Source organism: Maribacter ulvicola (assembly GCF_900155985.1).
GTDB classification, from domain to species: Bacteria; Bacteroidota; Bacteroidia; order Flavobacteriales; family Flavobacteriaceae; genus Maribacter; species Maribacter ulvicola.
Window position 1 is genome coordinate 14,280 of the sequence record NZ_FTMA01000014.1, and the last position, 22,170, is coordinate 36,449.

General features: G+C 36.7%; 14 protein-coding genes and 1 pseudogene. 6 read left to right on the forward strand and 9 right to left on the reverse strand.

Annotated features, from left to right (window positions below):
- Positions 1–1,035, forward strand: a complete 1,035-nt coding sequence (locus BW936_RS18985; RefSeq protein ID WP_244156281.1) for a VOC family protein — start codon at positions 1–3, stop codon at positions 1,033–1,035.
- Positions 1,036–1,302: 267 nt separating this feature from the next.
- Here the strand turns inward: BW936_RS18985 and BW936_RS18990 are convergent, their stop codons facing one another.
- The 8 genes from BW936_RS18990 to BW936_RS19025 form a co-directional block, all read right to left on the reverse strand.
- Positions 1,303–2,097, reverse strand: a complete 795-nt coding sequence (locus BW936_RS18990) for an anti-sigma factor (protein ID WP_076551417.1) — start codon at positions 2,095–2,097, stop codon at positions 1,303–1,305.
- Position 2,098: 1 nt separating this feature from the next.
- Entirely contained in the window at positions 2,099–2,635 is a 537-nt protein-coding gene (locus BW936_RS18995) for an RNA polymerase sigma factor (protein ID WP_076551418.1), read from the reverse strand.
- Positions 2,636–2,709: 74 nt separating this feature from the next.
- Positions 2,710–3,303, reverse strand: coding sequence for a superoxide dismutase family protein (locus BW936_RS19000; protein ID WP_076551420.1), 594 nt, complete (start codon positions 3,301–3,303; stop codon positions 2,710–2,712).
- 154 nt (positions 3,304–3,457) lie between these two features.
- Positions 3,458–4,093 (reverse strand): YceI family protein, encoded by a 636-nt coding sequence (locus BW936_RS19005; protein WP_076551421.1) that lies wholly within the window; start codon positions 4,091–4,093, stop codon positions 3,458–3,460.
- Between the two features lie 27 nt (positions 4,094–4,120).
- Positions 4,121–4,846 carry a DUF2490 domain-containing protein gene (locus BW936_RS19010; RefSeq protein WP_076551423.1) on the reverse strand — a complete coding sequence of 242 codons (726 nt, stop codon included), beginning with the start codon at positions 4,844–4,846 and terminating at the stop codon, positions 4,121–4,123.
- A 35-nt stretch (positions 4,847–4,881) separates the two neighbouring features.
- A complete protein-coding gene (locus BW936_RS19015; protein WP_076551425.1) occupies positions 4,882–6,816 on the reverse strand; it encodes a S9 family peptidase in 1,935 nt (644 codons plus the stop codon).
- A 33-nt stretch (positions 6,817–6,849) separates the two neighbouring features.
- Entirely contained in the window at positions 6,850–10,086 is a 3,237-nt protein-coding gene (locus BW936_RS19020) for a VPS10 domain-containing protein (RefSeq protein WP_244156282.1), read from the reverse strand.
- Between the two features lie 3,676 nt (positions 10,087–13,762).
- Complete coding sequence (locus tag BW936_RS19025) at positions 13,763–14,356, reverse strand: methyltransferase domain-containing protein (protein WP_076551426.1); 594 nt, start codon at positions 14,354–14,356, stop codon at positions 13,763–13,765.
- Positions 14,357–14,514: 158 nt separating this feature from the next.
- On the opposite strand from BW936_RS19025, the gene BW936_RS19030 reads away from it, so the two are divergent.
- From BW936_RS19030 to BW936_RS19045, 4 genes are all read left to right on the forward strand, one after another.
- Entirely contained in the window at positions 14,515–17,748 is a 3,234-nt protein-coding gene (locus tag BW936_RS19030) for a S41 family peptidase (RefSeq protein WP_076551428.1), read from the forward strand.
- A gap of 172 nt (positions 17,749–17,920) precedes the next feature.
- Positions 17,921–18,124, forward strand: coding sequence for a hypothetical protein (locus BW936_RS19035; protein WP_076551429.1), 204 nt, complete (start codon positions 17,921–17,923; stop codon positions 18,122–18,124).
- Between the two features lie 56 nt (positions 18,125–18,180).
- On the forward strand, positions 18,181–18,657 hold the full coding sequence (locus BW936_RS19040; protein WP_076551431.1) for an RNA polymerase sigma factor: 477 nt from the start codon (positions 18,181–18,183) through the stop codon (positions 18,655–18,657).
- Positions 18,644–19,219, forward strand: a complete 576-nt coding sequence (locus tag BW936_RS19045; protein ID WP_076551432.1) for a hypothetical protein — start codon at positions 18,644–18,646, stop codon at positions 19,217–19,219. The genes BW936_RS19040 and BW936_RS19045 overlap by 14 nt, the downstream gene beginning before the upstream one ends.
- 171 nt (positions 19,220–19,390) lie before the next feature.
- Here the strand turns inward: BW936_RS19045 and BW936_RS20240 are convergent.
- Positions 19,391–19,522 (reverse strand): annotated as a pseudogene (locus BW936_RS20240) (transposase); the annotation flags it as partial.
- 352 nt (positions 19,523–19,874) lie between these two features.
- On the opposite strand from BW936_RS20240, the gene BW936_RS19055 reads away from it, so the two are divergent.
- Positions 19,875–22,010, forward strand: coding sequence for a winged helix-turn-helix domain-containing protein (locus BW936_RS19055; protein ID WP_076551434.1), 2,136 nt, complete (start codon positions 19,875–19,877; stop codon positions 22,008–22,010).
- Positions 22,011–22,170 lie beyond the last annotated feature (160 nt).

Genomic DNA, 22,170 nt, shown 5'->3' on the forward strand with positions numbered 1-22,170 from the left:
ATGATAAATGGAATTCAACAAATTGGGATTGGAGTTCTCGATGTTAAAAAAGTATTTAACTGGTATAGAAAACATTTAAGTTTTGATATTTTATTGTTTGAAGATGAGGCGGTTGCCGCATTAATGGCAAAATATACCAATGGTAAAGCAGAAAAACGAGAAGCCTATTTGGCATTAAATATGACCGGTGGTGGTGGCTTGGAAATTTGGCAGTTCAAAGACCGAACGCCTGCGGCACCTTTAAGTACAATTCAATTTGGAGATCTAGGTATTTATGCAATGAAAATTAGATGTAAACACCTGATCAGCATGCATTCATACTTAAAAGGAATAGGAATATCTCAACTTTCAGAAATCAAGCATTCGTACTGTTCCAATTTCTACTTTACCGATCCTTTTGGTAATAGGGTACAAATGGTTGAGGATCACTATATTTTTTGTAAAGAATCTTCTAGAAATGGAGGCGTGCAAGGGGCGGTTATCGGAGTGAGCAATATGGAAGCTTCGTTACAGTTTTATAGTTCCATATTAAATTATTCTATTGTTGAATATGATACGGTAGAAATAGCCGATGATATTTTTAAAAGTAAATTTAGACGTGTAGTAATATCACAAGAACGGAAGTTCGTTGGCGGATTTGGGGATCTTCTGGGCCCCACTCAGCTAGAGCTTGTTCAGGTTTTAGATAGAACTCCCGTTAAAATATTTGAAAATCGATTGTGGGGAGACTTGGGTTACATTCACCTATGTTTTGATGTTTCTGGAATGAATGTCATTAGAGAAAAAGCAAAACAACACAACTACCCATTTACCGTAGACAGTGCCAACAGTTTTGATATGGGCAAAGCTGCCGGTCATTTCAGCTATATAGAAGATCCAGATGGTACATTGATAGAATTGGTAGAAACGCATAAAGTTCCTATTCTTAAATCATTAGGGCTGTACTTAAATCTAAAAAAGAGGAATCCACAAAGAACCTTACCAAAGTGGTTGGTAAAAAGTCTAAGTTTTCATAGGGTAAAAAAAGATAAGTAAACTAATACAACTTCCGTTTTAGTTATTGCTGGTATTTCAAATTAACCCTATTCCTGAGAAGGAAAATATAGCACCAAGTACCCCATATACAATAAGTTGTTTTCGTATAACTGTACTATGTTCAAATAAAATGGCAGCATAGATACACCCGCCAATACCTAATAAAATTATACGGATTCTGAAAAAGCTCTAAATTATGATCAAATAAATGGCATAAAAAATGGGCAGTTAACTAAAACTGCCCATGATACTTTAAATTTTAATTTGTTATGAAGTCGCTACTACACCAAGTGTATATAATTGTTCTAGGTTTGGTGATTCACTACCACCTGCAGGTTCTAGTGTAATACCAAATGCTTCAGATTCGTTTGGGTTGTTCAGTGAAAAGACCTTATTTTCATCCGCACTAAAATCTTCTAGCAGACCCATACTGGTTGGGGTAAGCGGAGAAAGTTTAAGTGACCAAACTTGGTACACAAAACCATCTGGTGGTTCAGGTAAGCCCTTGGCATCTATGAACACCTTTTGATCTTTTTTGTTCCAATATGCCTTAGCGTATGATGTTGGTGACACTGCTTGGCCACCTAATGCAATTACACTAATATTTTGATCACGTAATGTATTCAATAATTCTTGTGTTTGTTCTAAAGAAGAATCGGTATCTGCAACCTGCTGTTCCAAATCAACATTTTGTTTTTCAACAACCTCAATGTCAGACTTCAAATCTTGGTTCTGCTGATACATCCAAAAAAGACCAACGGCCAATAATACAGATGCTGCCCAACCAATATATGATAATAAAGGTGAGCTACGCTTCTCATTGATATCAACTACCTTGACTTCACCGTTAATTCTATTCATTAAAGCTGCAAATGAATAGTTATAACCAGGTGATGCTTTTCTGGATAATTCTAAAATGGATGCTTCAATTGCTTCAATCTCCTTTTGAATCTTTGGATACTCTTTAGCATAGTTGGCAATTTCCAGATTTTCTTTTTCTGAAAGTATACCAGCTATATAAAGCTCCAAAATTCCTGATGCTATGTATTTATCTACATCCATATTACCTTACCGCCATATTTTCCCTCAATTGGGAAATGCAACTTCTATTTCTTGTTTTAACAGTACCTAAAGGAATATCTAATTCCTTTGCAGCATCTTTTTGAGTGTATCCTCTAAAGTATAACAGTTCAATGATCTGCACACATTTTTCTTTTAAATTCTTTACCATGTTTTTCAGTCCCTTGGTATCTACAGTAGTATTTTCGTCTTCTTGCTTGTGCTGTAGAATACCTACGAAGTAATCTGCCGAAAGGTTTTTTTTATCATTTTTATACGACTTACTTCGTATTTCATCGATAGCTGCATTTCTAGCAATATTCAAAATCCATGTAAAGAATCTTCCCTTAGAGGAATTATAACTTTCACAGTTATTCCATATCTTAATAAAAACGTCTTGGCAAATTTCTTGGGCTAGGGCATCATTTTTGACGATGGTATTGATGACACCACAAATGTTTTCACTATACATGCTATATAGCTTTTCAAAAGCACTAGGATCTTTCTTTTTAAACTGTTCAACCAATAGGTCTAATTGCATATGTTCTCTTTTGAATCCATTAAAAATAGAAAAAGCTGCTCCAAGAACAGCTTTTATCCAAATATTTATTAATCTTATTCAATTATTCCTGCGCAACTTACACGTGCACCTGCATTACCACTAGGTTGCGAGGTATAGTCATCTACACCTTGGTGTACAATGACACCCTTGCCCAATATATTTTTGTTCTCATCTTCACAGCTAATACACCATTCATCTGTAGTGAATTCAACTTTTGCATTACCATCGGCATCTGCCGTAAAATTACCTATATCACCCTTGTGGTATCCTTCACTAGCACCCCATTTTCCATGAGGCTCGTTAGTAGGGTTCCAGTGGCCACCGGCAGAGGAGCCATCGGCTGCAGTACAATCTGCGGTTTGGTGAATGTGTATGGCGTGTTCCCCTTCAGACAATCCAGATAGCATGGCTTCCATATGTACCTCACCATCTTCTTCTGTAAAGGTTACTTCGCCTTTAACGTTGCTATCACTTTTAGGCTCCATTGTAAATTTGATGATAGTTTCCTCTGTATTCATTTCATTTTTTGCCTCGTCCATCAATTCTTCTACCTCTTCTTTGGCCTCGGATGCTTCCTTTTTTACTTCCTTACAACTAAACACAGCTAGTAGTGCCAGTAGTGCTAATTCAATTTTAAATATTTTCATTTTGCTCTATTTTGTTATGAAATGTTAAATTATAATATAAATAAGTCAATATCAAATGTTTACATGATATGAGCAATCCTTTTCCTTTTTAGGGATAAAAAAAATGAGGTACTTTAAGGCACCTCATTTTCTAATATGAATTAAATCTATTTTATTATTTTGCCAACAGCACTTCTGCTTTAACAGCAACCTCGCTCCATGTTTTACTAATACCATCTTTACCGGTATGTAAAATTTCGCAAGCTTTGTTAATGGAGGCAACGGCATCTAAAGCATTCCAGTTTTCTAGATCCATAGTACCTGTAAACGTAATTCTATCTTCACCGTTCATTTCAGACGTAAGCAAAATGTTTTGGGTTTCCCCATTTAAGGTAACATCAATAGAACTCTTATTTCCTTCCACCTTAAAAACACCAGAGATCAACTCCGTATCCTTGAGAACACCAAAGAAAAATTCTAAAAGTTTAGGGTCCCTGGTTCCTGTAGGGTCATTGGTAAATAGGCTACTAACGGGAATGCTGAACTCAGTGCCATTTAAAGCTTCCATAGCGGTTGCTCCACTAGTTGTTTTTGTGAAGTTAATTTTCTTAAACGTTCCGCCAACTGGTAATTTTTCAGTTGTCTTGTAGGCCGTAAAGCTCACTTTTGTTGAGTCTTGTACCAAGTTGAACATTTCAGTTGCATCGCCTGTTGATTCAACGCTTTTAGATTCTTCGCCTTTTTTAGCGTCTTTGCAGCTTGCAAAAACGATTAAAAGTGCACTAGCGAAAGTAAATGCTATTTTTTTCATGATAATCTATTTATTTAAAGTATAAATTTACTCCTTCTTTTTAAAAATGCCACGTAAATCCGTGTTATAAAATACCCCAATTTGTAGACGGTCAAAATTGGTCTCGCTAAAGTGGTTTTTTAAATACCCAACTTGCATACTTAAATTCTCGGTTACGTTGACACCTAGCGCTGCATATGCCCGGTTTTGTCCAAAGGCATTATCCTGAAGGTTGATGAAAATTTCATCATAAAAATTCAAGAAGAAAATATCGGTTAGGGGCAAGGTCATCTGAATTCTATATCGGGCTCTATGTAGTGTATTGCTACTACCTGTAGCATTGTTTTGAACAAAGCGTTGTTCTAAGCGATAACGATGCTCAAACTTGAATTCCCAAACCTTATTCTTTAGAATGAATTGTTCGAAAATACGATGTTCAGATATGGCATTATTTTTAAAAAGAACATCGCCATCAAGCATATCAAACTCTCTAAATGTTGGGTCGGTATCAATAAATGCATAGCCTAAAGTTGCAATTGCAGTAGGATTAATGTGGTAGTTGATACCTGTGCGCAACAAGGTTTGATTGTAGTTACCTGCCATTTCATAATACCTAAATTGGGCTTCGGTATGTATACTCCATTTATCGGCAATTTTGTTTGTGCCAAAATACATGAACCAGCTACCAAAATCGTCTTCACCGGTAACTTCACTTTGTGCGTTTGTATGCGTAATGGTGGCTATTAATACCAACAATGTTATAAATTTTCTCATTCCTTGTCTTCTTGATTTTTAAATTATATTAATAGTTATGGATTAGATTTAATAGGTGTTCCGTCTTCAATGACAGTATTTTTTTCTTTCTTTAGATACACATCTAAAAATTTTAGCACCCTACTGTAAGCTTCGATCTGGTTTTCTTTTTTTACAAAACCATGACCTTCATCTTCAAAGAGCACATATTCTACAGGCACACCGTTCTTTTTAACGCCCGCCACTATTTCGTCAGACTCTACTTGCAGTACCCTTGGGTCTTGTGAACCTTGTAGAACAATTAATGGTTTGGTTACTTTATCTGTATGGAAAAGCGGTGATATTTCTTTCAGTCGCACAGAATCTGCACTATATGGATCACCTAATTCTAAGTAAAGTGCCTCTTTAAAGGACTCCCACCAAGGCGGTATGCTTTTTAAGGTTCGTATCCAATTGGTTACGCCAAACAAGTTAACACCTACAGCAAATTCTTCAGGGGTGTAGGTCAATGCTGCCATGGTCATATAACCACCGTAAGACCCCCCAATAATTCCTATTTTACCAGCATTGATTTCTGGTTGTGCCGCAAGCCAATTTTTACCTTCTACGCAATCTTTTAAATCTTTATCACCATGGTTTAAATCGTCCATCTGATAAAAAGTTTTACCATAACCACTGCTACCTCTGTTATTTACGGCAAGTACGGCATACCCATGATTGGTTAAGTATTGTATAAACGAACTAAAATTCTGACGACTTTGTCCGCCTGGTCCACCATGAACCCAAACCAAAGCCGGCACTTTTGCATCGGCACTAGCTTGATGTGGCTTGTAATAAATTGCAGGAATTTCCACGCCGTCAAAAGACTTGTACCGTATAACTTCGGCATTGACCAAGTCTTCGCCATTTATTTCGCTATTTAAAACATTGGTCAACTGTGTTTGCTTTTTACTTTCCAAATCATAAATGTATAAGTTGGAAGGGGTATGGGAACCACCGGCATAGAAACGCATTAATTTCTCATCCTCAGAAAAACCAACACTAGTTACATCCATTCCGTCCAAAGATGGTAAAGCTACTTTCTCACCCGTACTTGTATTTTTAATTTCAATGGTGTTTTTAGCATCTTCATTGATATAGGTAATTTGATAGGTGCCGTTTTCGGTAAAAAAGGTACCCCAAATATCCCAATCTTTTTGCATCACCTTTTCTTTGTTACCAGTTGCGATGTCATACTTCATTAAATAAGCGAATTCTGCACCGTCATCTGTAGTATAGTACAAAGAGGTCCCGTCATTTGAAAAACCAGAACTACTGTTGGCACTTTGATTCTCATTGATTTTGGTCAGCTTTTCGTCTGATAAGGTGTAGATGAATAAGTCAGAATCATTGGTGTTAATAGGTTTCCCTAAGGTGAGGTACTTCATGTCCTCAGAAATTCCATTAATGCTATAGCCTTCGGTATTCTCAAAAACAAGGCTAGGCTCTAAAGTTTCTAGGTTCATTTGGTACACATCATCATTTCTTGGGTTTCTTTCGTTTGATGTGTAATAGAAACTTTGGTCATCCTCTGCCCACCCATAAAATGATGCTCGGGCACCTTCTGTAGGTGTTAGGTCTGTTTGCGTGCCGTCTAGATCTCTCATGTAAATATGATAGATTTCATCGCCATTACCATCCATTCTAAATAACATGCGTTCATCTTTAGGAAAGTAAGAAATAGCAAATACAGAAGAACTATCCGATGCCGTAACGGGAGTCAACTCCCCACCACTTGTTGGCACCGTGTACATATTATAAATGCCAGATCTATTGCTTGAAATAAGCAATTTAGAATTATCAGGGGAAAAACTACCACCACCAATGGCTTCGTTATCCATCATTTGTTTGATGGTATAGGTCTTCATAGTTTCTGCAATAGAAGGTTTTTTAGGTTCTTCATTACAGCTTAAAATAAGCGTAAACACAAAGCAAGCCATTAGATACTTCATAATAGTAGTTTTTGGTTATTAGACTTTTACATATTAATTTAAATTAAATACTTCTGTTTCTTTAAAGGGTGATAAATCTAAGCTTTTCATGGCAGATTGGTAATTGCTCCATTCCGTAGAAAAGAAATTGTTTGTTTTTTGTAATGCAGTTTGCAGCTCGTCTTTGGCAAATTGGATTAGCTGCCTTTCTGTAGCCGTCATACCAGTTTTACGAGAACCAACGTAGCCCCGTGCCATTTGTATGCGTTGCATTACCGTCATCTCTTTGCTACGTGTAATTCCTTGTCGTTTATCTACTTTGCCAAGGTATAGTGCAGTTACAGAATCTATTTGTTTGATAATGTTTTTTGAAGCACTGATCTGTTCTTTGTACTTTTTGTCGTCCTTCTTTTTTAAATCTTTCTGAAACTGTTCTGCGGTCACTTTACTTTGTGCCAATTGCTGAACGGCATCTGCCGCTTTCTGCATGTAAGATTCCAACACTTTTCCGTTGGTATAAGCAGCATCAATACCTGCTGTTGATACGGTTAAACGAGGGTCGGATTTTACGGTTATTTTAGTTTCTTCCTCCAGGTCACCAAATAGCATCTTAATAGTGTAAGAGCCTGGTTTTACATCTAATCCTCCAGATTCTTTTTTCTTCGTAATTACTTTTCTTGAAGGCCTATCTGCACCCTTTTCGTCCATTCCCCAGTAAATTCTATGGAATCCTGCTTTTTCTGGAGTCTTGTATTTTAAGGTACGAATTAAACGATCACCATCATAAAAATTGAACTGAACGGAATCCTTCTTTTGAACACCTGTTAATTCTATGGTATCGATTTGTTCTTCTATTTTTTCTTCGGATGCATTATCTGTTTTATCATTACTAGGGGCATCCTTTTTGGCGGCTTTTTTACCTTCTTTTAAATAATAGGTAATCATAGCGCCAGATTTTTTGTTTTCTCCTTGATACAATGCGTCACCACCAAATCTGCTACCTGTTGGTTGCTGGTAAGAAGCTTGATATGCCGTTGGAGGCGAAAATAATTCAATGTCTTTATTTAGGATGGATGCATCAGCTGCCACTGCGCGCAACGGACGAATATCATCTAACACCCATGCAGCTCTACCAAACGTACCGATAACCAAATCTTGCTCCCTTGGGTGAATGGCTAAATCTTTGGTAGATACCGTAGGGAAACCTGCGGTCCATTTTTGCCATTTATCACCGGCATTAAAAGAAACATACAATCCGTCATCGGTGCCTAAGAACAATAAATTTGGATGCTCTGGATCTTCTATGATTGAAAGTGTGTAGCTCTCCACATCATTGGCATCTACAATTCTTTTCCAGCTTTTACCATAATCTTTAGTACGGTAAGCATACGGAGTGTAGTTGAACCTTCTATAATCGTTGGCAATTAACAGTGCTTCTCCTTTATTACGTGTAGAAGCCTTTATTTGGGGAATCCAACTTCCGGCGGGTAATCCTTTTATATTACCGGTTACTTCTGTCCAAGTTGCCCCACCGTTTTGGCTGTAATGCACACGACCATCGTCAGAACCTGTCCATAGCATATCTTTCTCAACAGGTGATGGTTCAATCACTAAGATTGTCGTATGATTTTCAGCTCCCGTTGCATCCATAGACAATCCGCCACTTTCGCTTTGCTTTTGCTTTTCTGGGTCATTCGTCGTTAAATCAGGAGAAATTACCTTCCAAGTTAATCCCTTATCGGTACTTTTATGTACGAACTGACTGCCAAAATAAACGGTGCTGGTATCAAAAGGGTCTTGGCTAATTGCCGAGTTCCAGTTAAAGCGAAGCTCTGTTGTAGCATCTGGCGGAGTAGGGCGTACAATGTAATTGTCTCCCGTTACATGGTCAAAACGCTGTACATAACCTTGTTGGCTCATGGTATAACCATACCTAGAATCTACAGGATCGGGAACGACATCAAATCCGTCGCCAAAACTAATTTCTTGCCAGTAGCTGTTACGAATTCCCTGTGCTTTCCAAACATATGCAGGGCCCCTCCAGCTACCATTATCTTGCATACCGCCATATACGTTATAAGGATATTCGTTGTCCACGGCAATATGGTAAAATTGCGCAACAGGTAGGTTACCTACAAAGCGCCATGTTTTGCCACCATCTTTAGAAATATTTAATCCGCCATCATTACCGTCCATCATAAACTGTCCGTTTTCAGGATGAATCCAAAATGCATGGTGGTCAGGGTGCACTCCGTTATCGGCACGGTAGGCAGGCATTAGTTGCGTAAAATTCTTACCGCCATCTTGTGAAACATTTACGTAGGTAAATACAGAGAATACCCTGTTTTCATTTTCTGGATCTACATAAATTTCTGAATAGTAAAAAGGACGGTTACCAATATCACTTTTATCATTAATTTTCTTCCATTTAAATCCGCCGTCTTCAGATTTGTACAAGGCATTTTTTTTAGCTTCTACCAAGGCATAAATAACATCAGGTTTTCCAGGGGCAATGGCAACACCAATTCTACCTAAGTCGCCGGCAGGTAAACCATCTTCCTCACTTAATCTCTTCCAATTTTTACCACCATCATGGGTCATGTATAGACCACTGCCAGAACCACCGGAATTAAAGAACCAAGGCTCACGCTTGTGTTCCCACATGGCAGCAATAAGTTTGTTGGGGTTGGTTGGGTCCATAATAAGATCCGCAACCCCCGTTTTATTATTTACGAACAGCACCTTTTCCCAAGTCTCACCACCATTTGTAGTTTTAAATACGCCGCGTTCAGGGTGTTCTCCCCAAGGAGAACCAATAGCACCTACATACACGGTATTTGGGTTCATTGGGTCAATTTTAATTCTATGTATGTGTCTGGTTTTTTCAAGCCCCATAGATTTCCAGGTCTTACCGCCATCAAGAGATTTGTACACTCCGTAGCCACCATTAAGACTATTTCTAGGGTTCCCTTCACCGGTACCGGCCCAAATTACGGACGGATTACTTTGCTGAATGGCCACTGCACCAATAGAAGCGGTTACTTCTTTATCGAAAATAGGGTTCCATTTAACGCCGCCAGAAGTAGATTTCCACAATCCACCAGAGGCAGTACCTACATACATGATATCTGGATTGGAATTCACGACATCAATACTGGTGACACGACCGCTCATACCACCGGGACCGATGTTACGGGGTTTCATGTCTTGTGCCATGTCCATTTTAAAATCTTGAGCTGAAACGAAAAATGATGCAAAAAGCATCAACATAGAGAGTAGTTTTTTGGTCATTAGAGAGGTTTGTTAGTTAGGTTTTTAAAAATAGTAGAAAAGATAGGGAAGTATTCTTAAAAGGTTGTTAACTGTCTGTGGTTTTGAAGAATCCGTAATTCTTTAACACTTTTTTGCTGTTCGTTGTACGTTGCTCGTTGTTGGTACTCAGTGTTCGGTTTTCAGTTGGCAGTTTCAGTGTTCAGTGTTCGGTTGTCAGTTTTCAGTTAGCAGTATCAGTGGGCAGTTTCAGTGTTCAGTTAGCAGTAGCAGTGGGCAGTACCGGTAATCAGTTGACAGTAACAATCTGTTGAATTTATGTAACTATTTGTATTTAAAGTAATACTGTCACTTCGAGTGGCTTTTTGTTGCAGCGTAGCGAAAACCAAAAAGTTGTATCGAGAACCATTGGTACACGTAAAGGTTCTCGATACTAATTTCTCGTGCCTCGAAATTCACTCGAACTGACAAATGATAATTAGGTGATTGAGCGGTAACGACGTAATGGTTCGGTTACTTGTTAGTTTGTGCTTTTAGTAGGCAGTTTCAGTGTTCAGTGTTCAGTGTTCGGTTGTCAGTTTTCAGTTAGCAGTATCAGTAATCAGTTGACAGTAACAGTTGGCAGTTTTAAGAACGTCATTGGGACGAGCTTTTCGCGATGTGGTATTCTTTTGAATTTGTGTTGCATTCCTTTCGACTGCGCTCAGGATGACATTTCGTTTATAAGAATGTCACTTCGAGTGGCTTTTTGTTGTAGCATAGCGAAAATCATAAAGTTGAATCGAGAACTTTGGTACATGTAAAAGTTCTCGATACTAATTTCTCGTGCCTCGAAATTCACTCGAACTGACAAATGATGATTAGGTGATTGAGCGGTAACGACGTAATGGTTCGGTTACTTGTTAGTTTGTGCTTTTAGTAGGCAGTTTCAGTGTTCAGTGTTCGGTTGTCAGTTTTCAGTTAGCAGTATTAGTAATCAGTTGACAGTAACAGTTGACAGTTTTAAGATCGTCATTGTGAGGAGCTTTTCGCGATGTGGTATTCTTTTGAATTTGTGTTCCATTCCTTTCGACTGCGCTCAGGATGACATTTCGTTTATAAGAATGTCACTTCGAGTGGCTTTTTGTTGTAGCATAGTGAAAACCAAAAAGTTGTATCGAGAACTTTGGTACACGTAAAGGTTCTCGATACTAATTTCTAGTGCCTCGAAATTCACTCGAACTGACAAATGATAATTAGGGGATTGAGCGGAGCGGACGTAATGGTTCGGTTACTTGTAAGATTGCGCTTTTAGTAGGCAGTTTCAGTGTTCAGTTTTCAGTTAGCAGTATCAGTAATCAGTTGACAGTAACAGTTGGCAGTTTTAAGAACGTCATTGGGACGAGCTTTTCGCGATGTGGTATTCTTTTGAATTTGTGTTCCATTCCCTTGGACTGCGCTCAGGATAACATTTCATTAATCAGAATGTCACTTCGAGTGGCTTTTTGTTGTAGCAAAGCGAAAACCAAAAAGTTGTATCGAGAACTTTGGTACACGTAAAGGTTCTCGATACTAATTTCTCCTGCCTCGAAATTCACTCGAACTGACAAATGATAATTAGGTCACTGAGCGGAGCAGAAGTAGTGGTTCGGTTACTTGTTAGCTTGCGCTTTTAGTAGGCAGTTTCAGTGTTTAGTGTTCAGTGTTCAGTTAGCAGTATCAGTAATCAGTTGACAGTAACAGTTGGCAGTTTAAAGAACGTCATTGCGAGGAGCTTTTCGCGATGTGGTAATCTTTTGAATTTGTGTTGCATTCCTTTCGACTGCGCTCAGGATAACATTTCATTTATAAGAATGTCACTTCGAGTGGCTTTTTGTTGTAGCATAGCGAAAACCAAAAAGTTGTATCGAGAACTTTGGTACACAAAAAGGTTCTCGATACTAATTTCTCGTGCCTCGAAATTCACTCGAACTGACAAAAAAACAATTAGGTCACTGAGCGAAGCCGACGTAATGGTTCGGTTACTTGTTAGTTTGCGTTTTTAGTAGGCAGTTTCAGTTTTCAGTTTTCAGTGTTCAGTGTTCGGTTTTCAGTTTTCAGTTAGCAGTATCAGTGGGCAGTACCGGTAATCAGTTGACAGTAACAATCTGTTGAATTTATGTAACTATTTGTATTTAAAGTAATACTGTCACTTCGAGTGGCTTTTTGTTGAAGCATAGCGAAAACCAAAAAGTTGTATCGAGAACTTTGGTACACAAAAGGGTTCTCGATACTAATTTCTCGTGTCTCGAAATTCACTCGAACTGACAAATGATAATTAGGTCACTGAGCGAAGGAGAAGTAGTGGTTCGGTTACTTGTTAGTTTGCGCTTTTAGTAGGCAGTTTCAGTGTTCGGTTTTCAGTTTTCAGTTAGCAGTATCAGTGGGCAGTTTCAGTGTGCAGTACCGGTAATCAGTTGGCAGTAACAATCTGTTGAATTTATGCAACTATTTGTCTTTAAGGTAATACTGTCACTTCGAGTGGCTTTTTGTTATAGCGTAGCGAAAACCAAAAGTTGTATCGAGAACTTTGGTACACAAAAGGGTTCTCGATACTAATTTCTAGTGCCTCGAAATTCACTCGAACTAGACAAATGATAATTAGGGGATTGAGCGGAGCAGAAGTAGTGGTTCGGTTACTTGAAAGATTGCGCTTTTAGTAGGCAGTTTCAGTGTTTAGTGTTCAGTGTTCAGTATCAGTAGGCAGTACCAGTAATCAGTTGACAGTAACAGTTGACAGTTTTAAGAACGTCATTGCGAGGAGCTTTTCGCGACGTGGCAATCTGTTTATTTTGTGTTGCATTCCTTTCGGCTGCGCTCAGGATAACATTTCATTTATAAGAATGTCACTTCGAGTGGCTTTTTGTTGTAGCGTAGTGAAAACCAAAAAGTTGTATCGAGAACTTTGGTGCACAAAAAGGTTCTTGATACTAATTTCTCCTGCCTCGAAATTCACTCGAACTGACAAATGATAATTTGGTCACTGAGCGGTAACGACGTAATGGTTCGGTTACTTGTTAGTTTACGTTTTTAGTAGGCAGTTTCAGTGTTCAGTGTTCAGTGTTCAGTTTTCAGTTTTCAGTGTTCAGTTAGCAGTATCAGTAATCAGTTGACAGTAACAGTTGGCAGTTTTAAGAACGTCATTGCGAGAAGCTTTTCGCGACGTGGCAATCTGTTTATTTTGTGTTGCATTCCTTTCGACTGCGCTTAGGATAACATTTCATTTATAAGAATGTCACTTCGAGTGGCTTTTTGTTAAAGCATAGCGAAAACCAAAAAGTTGTATCGAGAACTTTGGTATACGTAAAAGTTCTCGATACTAATTTCTCCTGCCTCTAAATTCACTCGAACTGACAAATGATAATTAGGTCACTGAGCGAAGGAGAAGTAGTGGTTCGGTTACTTGTTAGTTTGCGCTTTTAGTAGGCAGTTCCAGTTTTCAGTTTTCAGTTAGCAGTATCAGTGGGCAGTACCAGTAATCAGTTGGCAGTAACAATCTGTTGAATTTATGCAACTATTTGTCTTTAAGGTAATACTGTCACTTCGAGTGGCTTTTTGTTGAAGCATAGCGAAAACCAAAAAGTTGTATCGAGAACTTTGGTACACGTAAAGGTTCTCGATACTAATTTCTCGTGCCTCGAAATTCACTCGAACTGACCGGACAACGGACAACAACCCATCAACGAACCTCAAAAATTCCAAACAGTTCCTTCCCTTGTCTCGGTTTAATCGAATTATAACAAGGATCGAAAGTGATCGTTTTAAAATAGGTTGATAAATAGTTGGTGTACAGATCTTTGTTGCCGCCAAAAGGGCGCTTCGCCATGTCGTCGGTTAATGGAATATCAAACCATAACCCTACAAGCTTTCCATTTGGTTTTAGTAGTTCAGACATGTGTTTGGCGTAGGCGTTTCTATTGTCATCGGTAGGTATAAAAGAGCAGAAAAAAGTCTGTTCTAGAATAAGATCATATTGACCTTTGAACTCAAAGAAATCTGCTTGGTGCATATTTGCATGCGGAAAATCAGGATTTCTATTTTTAAATTCTTTCAGCGGAATTTCAGAGATATCTAGAATATGCACATTTTTAAATCCTGCTTTCCACAGGTATTCCGCTTCGTATGCGTTTCCGGCACCAGGTATTAAAATATGAATTGTTGTATCTGTCAATTGGTCTACGTATTCTTTAATGGGCGTAGAAGGGTAGCCAATATCCCAACCTGTTTGGTGTTCGTTATAACGCTGCGTCCAGTAATTTTCTTCTTCTTTCAATTTGTTATTCTAATAGTCATTTGTAATAGTAAATTTATACAGATTTGTTCGGTTTTGGCAAAGTATATAGAAAAGCATACCAATGATTACACATAGATTGCGGCAAACAATTGTAATTCTTATCTTTCAACCACACTAAACACCAACTCGGTTAACGTATGAAACACTCCTTTTTAATCGCCTTGGCGGTATGCCTAACGTATGTATCTACGGCACAAACAAATCCTAAATGGGCACGTTACCCAGCCATTTCTCCCGATGGTAACACCATTGCATTTACGTATAAAGGAAACGTATTTACGGTGCCATCTAACGGCGGAGTGGCAAATCAGTTGACCTATCATTCCGCTCATGATTACGCTCCCGTGTGGAGTAAAAGCGGTGAGAAATTAGCTTTTACATCAAACAGGTATGGCAATTTTGATGTGTTTATCATGGATGCCAAAGGCGGACCATCAACAAGACTGACCTATCATAGTAACGATGAGAAGCCCTATAGCTTCTCTGCCGATGATAAAACCGTTTTGTTTGGAGCATCACGACTAGATATTGCCGAACATAGGCAGTATCCAACAGCTTCCCAGCCAGAATTGTATAGTGTGCCCGCAAATGGCGGAAGGGTAGATCAAATTTTGACCGTTCCCGTAGAAGATGTGCAGGTTAATGCGGATGGATCCATAATGGTGTATCACGATAAAAAAGGATATGAAAACGAATTTAGAAAGCATCATACATCTGCCATTACCAGAGATATTTGGTCGTATGACCCATCCACCGGAAAACATAAACAACTAACAAGTTTTAAAGGGGAGGATCGTAATCCGGTATTTTCAAAAGATGGTAGTGCTATTTATTATTTAAGTGAGCAAGAAGGTACTTTTAATATCTTTTCAATGTCATTGACGGGAGCACCTGAAATTGCAGCACATACTAGTTTTAAGACCCACCCGGTTCGCTCTTTAAGTATTGGAGATAATACGTTGGCGTTTGGTTACGATGGCGAAATTTATACGTTAAAAGCGGGTGAAGGTGTTAAGAAAGTAGATATAATAGTTAGAACACAAGAAGACAGTAATCCTATTTCATATAAATCAGTAAACGGTGGTGTTCAAGAAATGGATGTTGCACCCAACGGTAAGGAAATTGCATTTATAAGTAGGGGAGAAGTATTTGTAACCTCGGTAGATGGTTCTTTGACCAAACGTATAACCAACACCCCAGAGCAAGAACGTTTTGTACAGTTCATGCCCGATGGTAAATCTATAGCCTATTCAAGTGAACGCAATGGTAAATGGAGCATTTTCAAGTCCTCTAAAGTCCGATCGGAAGAACCGTATTTCTTTGCGTCGACCTTAATTAAAGAAGATACTCTGGTGACTTCAAAAAATGATATCTACTTGCCAGAATTTTCGCCAGATAGTACCTATGTGGCGTATATGGAAGATAGAAGAACGTTGAAGGTCAAGAACCTAAAAACAAAAGCGGTAACGACCATTTTGACTCCCAATGAAGTTATTCATATGCGAGACGGTGATCAGTACTACCAATGGAGTCCAGATAGCAAGTGGCTATTGGTAGATTGGAGCGTTTCCTTAAATAATTCTGAACTTTTATTGATTTCAAAAGATGGCAAGCAGCGTAAGAACTTGACCCAAAGCGGGTATTATGATTTTTCACCTAAATGGGTAAATGACGGCAGTCAGATCATATACTTTACCAACCGTGACGGACTTAAAAGTTATGCCACCAGTGGTTCTTTTGAAACCGATGTATATAGTATGTTCTTGACCCAAGAATCGTGGGATAAATTCAATAATACCAAAGAAGAGTATGATTTATTGAAGATGATAGAAGCAGCAGAAAAAGAGAAAGAAGAAGGAGCCGATGATGATGATGATAAAAAGAAAAAGGGCAAAAAGGACGAAAAAAAGGAAGTGAAAGCGGTAAAGTTCGATTTGGAGGATGTAGACCGAAGAAAATCACGGCTTACCATACACTCCTCAAAATTGGCAGATGCCGTACTTTCTAAGGATGGGGAGAAGCTATATTACATTAGTAAGTTTGAGAAAGACTATAATCTTTGGGAAACAGAAATACGTACCAAGAGCACAAAAATGTTGATAGGCTTAGGCGCTAAATCAGCAGCGTTACAGTGGGATGCCAAACAGGAAAATCTATTTCTATTATCTGATGGGAAAATCTCTAAAATAGATTTAAAAGCAGCTAAAAAAGAACCGGTGAAACTGAAAGCTGAAATGGTGTTGGATGCCGATGCAGAACGCAAGTTTATGTTTGATCATATTTGGTTGAAAACCAACGGAATCTTTTATACGTCTACTTTTCACGGTATTGATTGGGAAGCTATACGTACAGAATATGAGAAATACCTGCCACATATTGGTAATGATTATGAATTCTCTGAAATGATTTCAGAAATGTTAGGCGAGCTGAATGTGAGTCACGCCGGAGGTCGTTTTTCAGATGAAATAGATAACGGCGATCAAACAGCATCGCTCGGTATTTTTATGGATTATAAACATACAGGTGATGGAATAAAGATTACCGAAGTCATTAAAGGCGGACCGCTGGATAAATCGGGATTCGATATAGAACCCGGTATGGTCATTCAAAAAATAAACGGAGAAACTATAGGTAGTTCTACTGACGTAGCACGTTATTTAAACCGTATTGCAGGTGATTTTACCTTGTTAGATGTTGTAGATGAAAAAGGCAAAAAGAAACAGATTACCGTAAAGCCAATTTCACTTAGGCAAGAAGGTAGGTTGTTGTATGACCGATGGGTAAAGGCCAATGAAAAAGAGGTACTGGAAAAGAGCAACGGAACATTGGGTTACGTGCATATACCAGGTATGGCAGACGGACCTTACCGTACTATTTATGAAGAAATGCTAGGGAAATTTAATGACAAAAAAGCGGTCATAGTAGATACCCGTTTTAATGGAGGTGGCGACTTGGTAGCAGATCTGGCAATGTTCTTTACCGGTATACCATTTCTATCGTATGAAACAGAGGATAGGGTAGTAGGTGGCGAGCCAACCTCTCGTTGGACAAAGCCAACCTTGGCCATGTTCAATGAATCTATGTACAGTGATGGCTCTTGCTTTGCAAGTGGCTATGTAGATTTAAAGATCGGTAAAACCGTTGGTATGCCCGTACCGGGTACGTGTAGCTTTGCCGGTTGGGAACGTTTACCAAACGGCGGTGTTTGGGGCGTTGTTCCTGTAAGTGCCAAAAACAAAGCAGGCGAATGGATGGAAAACAACGAAACCAACCCAGAAATTATAGTCAAAAATCAGCCAGACGTCATTGCAAAAGGCACTGATCAGCAATTGGAGAAATCTATTGAGGTGTTGATGAAGGAGGTGGAGTAATCCAAAAATTTAGAAATAAGGAATAATTACAATTGTACATATCTTTTTATATTTAGGGATATGTGCAATGGTGTACATATATAATAGTTAGCAAACATAAAAAAACACTCATTAAACTGTAACATTTTACTTAGTCCTGTATCTAAAGGGTATAAACATAAAAATTAAGAAAATGTACAACAAAAGAAAAACAAAATGGTTTCCATTAATCTCAATAGGACTTTTAATGGTAGTACTTCCAAGTTTCATTGAACATATGGGTTCTTGGCATATTACGGAATTATACAAGGGTATATTGATGGGAACTGGAATTGGATTAGAAATTATTGCTTTAATATTTATCCGTAGAGATAGAATGCAAACGAAACAACAATAATTTATTAATAAACTTAGTCAAAGACCAATTTTAACAAAGTTTCATTTATTCAGATTATGGGTTTTGACGAAATTTATAAAAGCTATTCATCCAAAATATTTCGTGTTTGTCTAGGCTATTTTAATGATTATGATTTGGCAAAAGACATCACCCAAGAAACATTTATTTCCGTTTGGCAAAATTTGGCAAAATTTGAAAACCGCTCTTCCATCGGAACTTGGATTTATAGAATAGCTACTAATAAATGTTTACGTAGAATTCAAAAAGAAAATTCTCATCCAACTGTAGAACTTCCTACAAATTTAAAGTATGTAGCACCAAGTTTTGAAGAAGACGAAAAACTATCAAGATTACACCAATACATTTCTGAACTTCCAGAATTGGAAAGAATAATTATCACATTATCATTAGAAGACGTTTCGCAAGAAAAAATTGCGGAAATTATTGGGATTTCACACGCAAATATTCGAGTGAAACTTCATAGGATTAAAGCAAAACTCACCAAAAAATTCGAAGAGAATGGACAATTTTGAAGACATTAAACAACTTTGGAATTCCAAAAACACTTTGGATATTCCTAATTTAGAACATATACAAAATGTTGTAAAAAAATACCACCGCAAGAGAAAACGTAATGCTTTTTTAGTGACTTCTTCATTTGTTTTATGTGGTATAGCTTTTGTTTTGATTATTATTCTTCACAAGCCATTACATTGGTCAACCAGTTTCGGAGTAATTCTAATTTCAATAGGATTTTTATCAGGATTGGCTCTTAAGCTAAAATCATTAAAGAATATTTCTAAAAACGAATTGAAGTCTAACAACGATTTCCTTAAAGATTTAATCAAAGACATCAATAAAGAAAAATCAAAAGTAAATTTACATTTAATATTTTCAGTTCTATTGTTAGCAATTGGATATGGATTTTTTATTTATGAAGAGATTAAAGACAGTCACCTTGAATTAATTTTGAGTTACCTTGGAATTACACTTTTCGCATTTGGAATGTATTTTATTTTCAGACCTTTTATGAAAAGAAAATCAAAAAAGAAAATTCAATTAATAATTGATGAAATAGAAAAAAACGTTTGCTAACACCGGTAACCGTTGCACAATCCTATGATTAGAAATAATCACTATCGATATAAGGCTTGTCAAGGGGCTTTTTTTATGCCATGTTAAAAGCTGAACCTAAATTTCAGGTGCAGTTGAAAAAGGCTTTTCACGAATTGAACCATACTTTTTATAAATAAAGGCAAGCTTCCCCGCCCCGCTTTTCGGGCGTTTGTTTTCCAGTTTAAGGTACTTCTTGAGATTGTAAGCTATCGCGGACAGGTGCATGACCTTTTTCGCCTGTGGGAGTCCGATCGTATGTATTTTTCGCATTCCCATGAACTGGTTTTATGTTATAAAATAAGTCCATTTACCTTTTAAAAATTATTTTTTTCCAATACAATATAATATAATATAATTGCGATTACTGTCTATTTTCCAATGAATTTATAGCACATTTAACGTATTAAAAATAGACTGCTTGTTGGTTAATTTTAGTCATTTCTTACTTAGAGTAAAACATTTTTATGTGATTATGGTTTCCCGTAATGGAATATGAGCTAATAATTGTAGGTTTATTCTTTAATGGTATATTAGTGCACTTAAAAAAAACATTACACATATTTCTGATTATTTCGGAATATGTGTAATTGTGTACATATACAATTGTTATATGCAAGCTGAATAAAACAAGAAAATGGAATATAATCAAGAACAAACCAATGGATTCTTTGAAGCTGTAGAATCTTTAAAAAAATACAGAAGAGCAGACTTAATTGATACTAGAGGAAGAAGTCTTTTAAAAGAGCTCTATACAGACCTTTTACCAAATGATTATATTTTACAAAAATCTTTAAAGCAAAATACAACCTTTTTGATTGGTAGAAAAGGAACAGGTAAATCAACCATTTTTTTAAGAATAGAGCAGGAATTGCGTGATATGAAAGGTTATCTTCCTTGCTATCTTGATGTTAAAACGATTTATGAATCCTCCCAAACAAAACTTGCAAGAATAAATGGGGTCGAACAACTATTATCGCCAGAAATTCTTGAAAAATACTTAGTGGAAAGAGCATTTATTCAAAATGTTTTATCAGCTATAATTCTAGAAGTAACCAAGAAATTTGACTCAAAAGTTGATAAGCTACTTGAATTAATTGGAGTTACCCAAGTAGAAGCTGTAAAAGAAAAATTAGCGGAATTAAAGAACAACATAGAAGATAATAAATATTTGGAGGATATAGAAATACCTATACTTCAAAAAATAAATACTACACAAAAAACTACAAACGAAAACTCAAAAGAACGGAATATAGCAGTTAAAGGAGCCAAAGGTGAAGCAGGAATTGGAGCAGATGGAATTAAAGGTAGTATTGGAACAGATTCAGGAATTGATTGGAAAAAAGGTTCGAAGAAAATATCTGAAAATGAAGATAATTTTTCCAATATTTTTCTTAAAGTATTCCAAATAAAAGAAATAATTATTGGTATCAAAGAGGCTCTATCAATATTAAACATAAGACATCTTTATATTTTGTTGGATGATTTTTCAGAGATTGATGATGAATCAATTATTACATTCGTTGATGTTATTCTTGCTCCACTAAATAATTGGTCTGACGAATTCATTAAATTCAAGGTTGCAGCTTATCCAAATAGAATTTATTATGGTAAAATTGACCCTGGAAAAATCGACACAATTAATTTGGATTTTTACAACTTATATTCAGAATTTGACAGAGATAAAATGGAATCGAATGCTATCGATTTCACCAAAAGAATTTTAGAGAAAAGATTCAATAAATATGTTGGCTCAACAGTAGAGACCTTTTTTGACACTTCAAAAAATTCTATTGAAAATTATTATGAGATGCTGTTTAACGCCTCGATGAATGTACCAAGAATTTTGGGATATATTCTTTCATATTGTTATCAAAGTAGAATAATTTATAACAATAAAATTACCAAAAGTGATATTGAATCTGCTTCTCAAAGGTATTATGATGAAAAAATATTCTCTTTTTTTGAAACTACAACGCATTCACTAATTTCAATTGACGAAAAAATTTCAGTTCTTCAGTTAAAAAGCTTATTAAATCTTTTCATCAATAAATCAAAAGATATAAAGCGTAGAATTACGACAAATGATTTAAAAGGTTCTATCTACACTATAAAAGAGCCTTTTACAAGTCATTTTCATTTCGACCCAAGATTTGAAGATTTCCTTAAGACTTTGGAATTAAATTTTTTCATAAGCAAGTATAATGACCTTAGTGATAAAGATGGAACTCCTGTTTCAATTTACTCTTTAAATTATGGTCTATGTAAAAAAGAAAATATTTTTTGGGGTAAACCAAAAGGTTCCAAATACAGAAAATATTTTATAGAAAGACCATTTAATTATAATAAGCTAATTACAGAGTTTCTTTCAAACGCAAGAAGAATTATTTGTTCAAATATTGATTGTAAAAAACAATTCGAAATAGAAGACCTCAAATTTTTAGAGTTTACTAATTATAAATGTAATAAATGCCAGTCAGAAGTAATTATTGAAACTCTAGCAGAAGATATTAGAGAACAAATAGCAAAAATAGACCGAAGCAAAATGTTACCAGTTCCAGAAGTAAAAATCTTAAAGGAACTGCAGAACTCAGATACGGAATTATATGCTAGAGATATAGCTCAAGAGGTGGATTATTCAGGTCAACTAATTGGTTGGAGAGCGAAAAAACTAGATGAAACTCACGATTTAATCGAAAGAGAAAAAGAAGTCGGAAAAATATATAAATACACACTATCCGAAAAAGGAAAAGTATTCTTTACGGGTAATTAAAAGCCAGCATATAACAAAGAACTGAGGTAAAAAACAAATATATTCTTCCTTAATCTGAGACAATAGTATTCTAGGCTCATAGATTCAAAAAACAGATTCTTGAGCTTTTTTTATTCAATGTATCCGCTATTTATCTAGGCAATATAGAAACGTAAGTTTC

Coding starts and splice junctions, on each gene's coding strand:
- BW936_RS19015 (WP_076551425.1), bottom strand. CDS start 6,816: ATGAAGTATCTAATGGCTTGCTTTGTGTTTACGCTTATTTTAAGCTGT.
- BW936_RS19040 (WP_076551431.1), top strand. CDS start 18,181: ATGGGTTTTGACGAAATTTATAAAAGCTATTCATCCAAAATATTTCGT.
- BW936_RS19035 (WP_076551429.1), top strand. CDS start 17,921: ATGTACAACAAAAGAAAAACAAAATGGTTTCCATTAATCTCAATAGGA.
- BW936_RS19010 (WP_076551423.1), bottom strand. CDS start 4,846: ATGAGAAAATTTATAACATTGTTGGTATTAATAGCCACCATTACGCAT.
- BW936_RS19020 (WP_244156282.1), bottom strand. CDS start 10,086: ATGACCAAAAAACTACTCTCTATGTTGATGCTTTTTGCATCATTTTTC.
- BW936_RS18995 (WP_076551418.1), bottom strand. CDS start 2,635: ATGCAATTAGACCTATTGGTTGAACAGTTTAAAAAGAAAGATCCTAGT.
- BW936_RS19045 (WP_076551432.1), top strand. CDS start 18,644: ATGGACAATTTTGAAGACATTAAACAACTTTGGAATTCCAAAAACACT.
- BW936_RS19030 (WP_076551428.1), top strand. CDS start 14,515: ATGAAACACTCCTTTTTAATCGCCTTGGCGGTATGCCTAACGTATGTA.
- BW936_RS19000 (WP_076551420.1), bottom strand. CDS start 3,303: ATGAAAATATTTAAAATTGAATTAGCACTACTGGCACTACTAGCTGTG.
- BW936_RS19055 (WP_076551434.1), top strand. CDS start 19,875: ATGGAATATAATCAAGAACAAACCAATGGATTCTTTGAAGCTGTAGAA.
- BW936_RS18990 (WP_076551417.1), bottom strand. CDS start 2,097: ATGGATGTAGATAAATACATAGCATCAGGAATTTTGGAGCTTTATATA.
- BW936_RS18985 (WP_244156281.1), top strand. CDS start 1: ATGATAAATGGAATTCAACAAATTGGGATTGGAGTTCTCGATGTTAAA.
- BW936_RS19005 (WP_076551421.1), bottom strand. CDS start 4,093: ATGAAAAAAATAGCATTTACTTTCGCTAGTGCACTTTTAATCGTTTTT.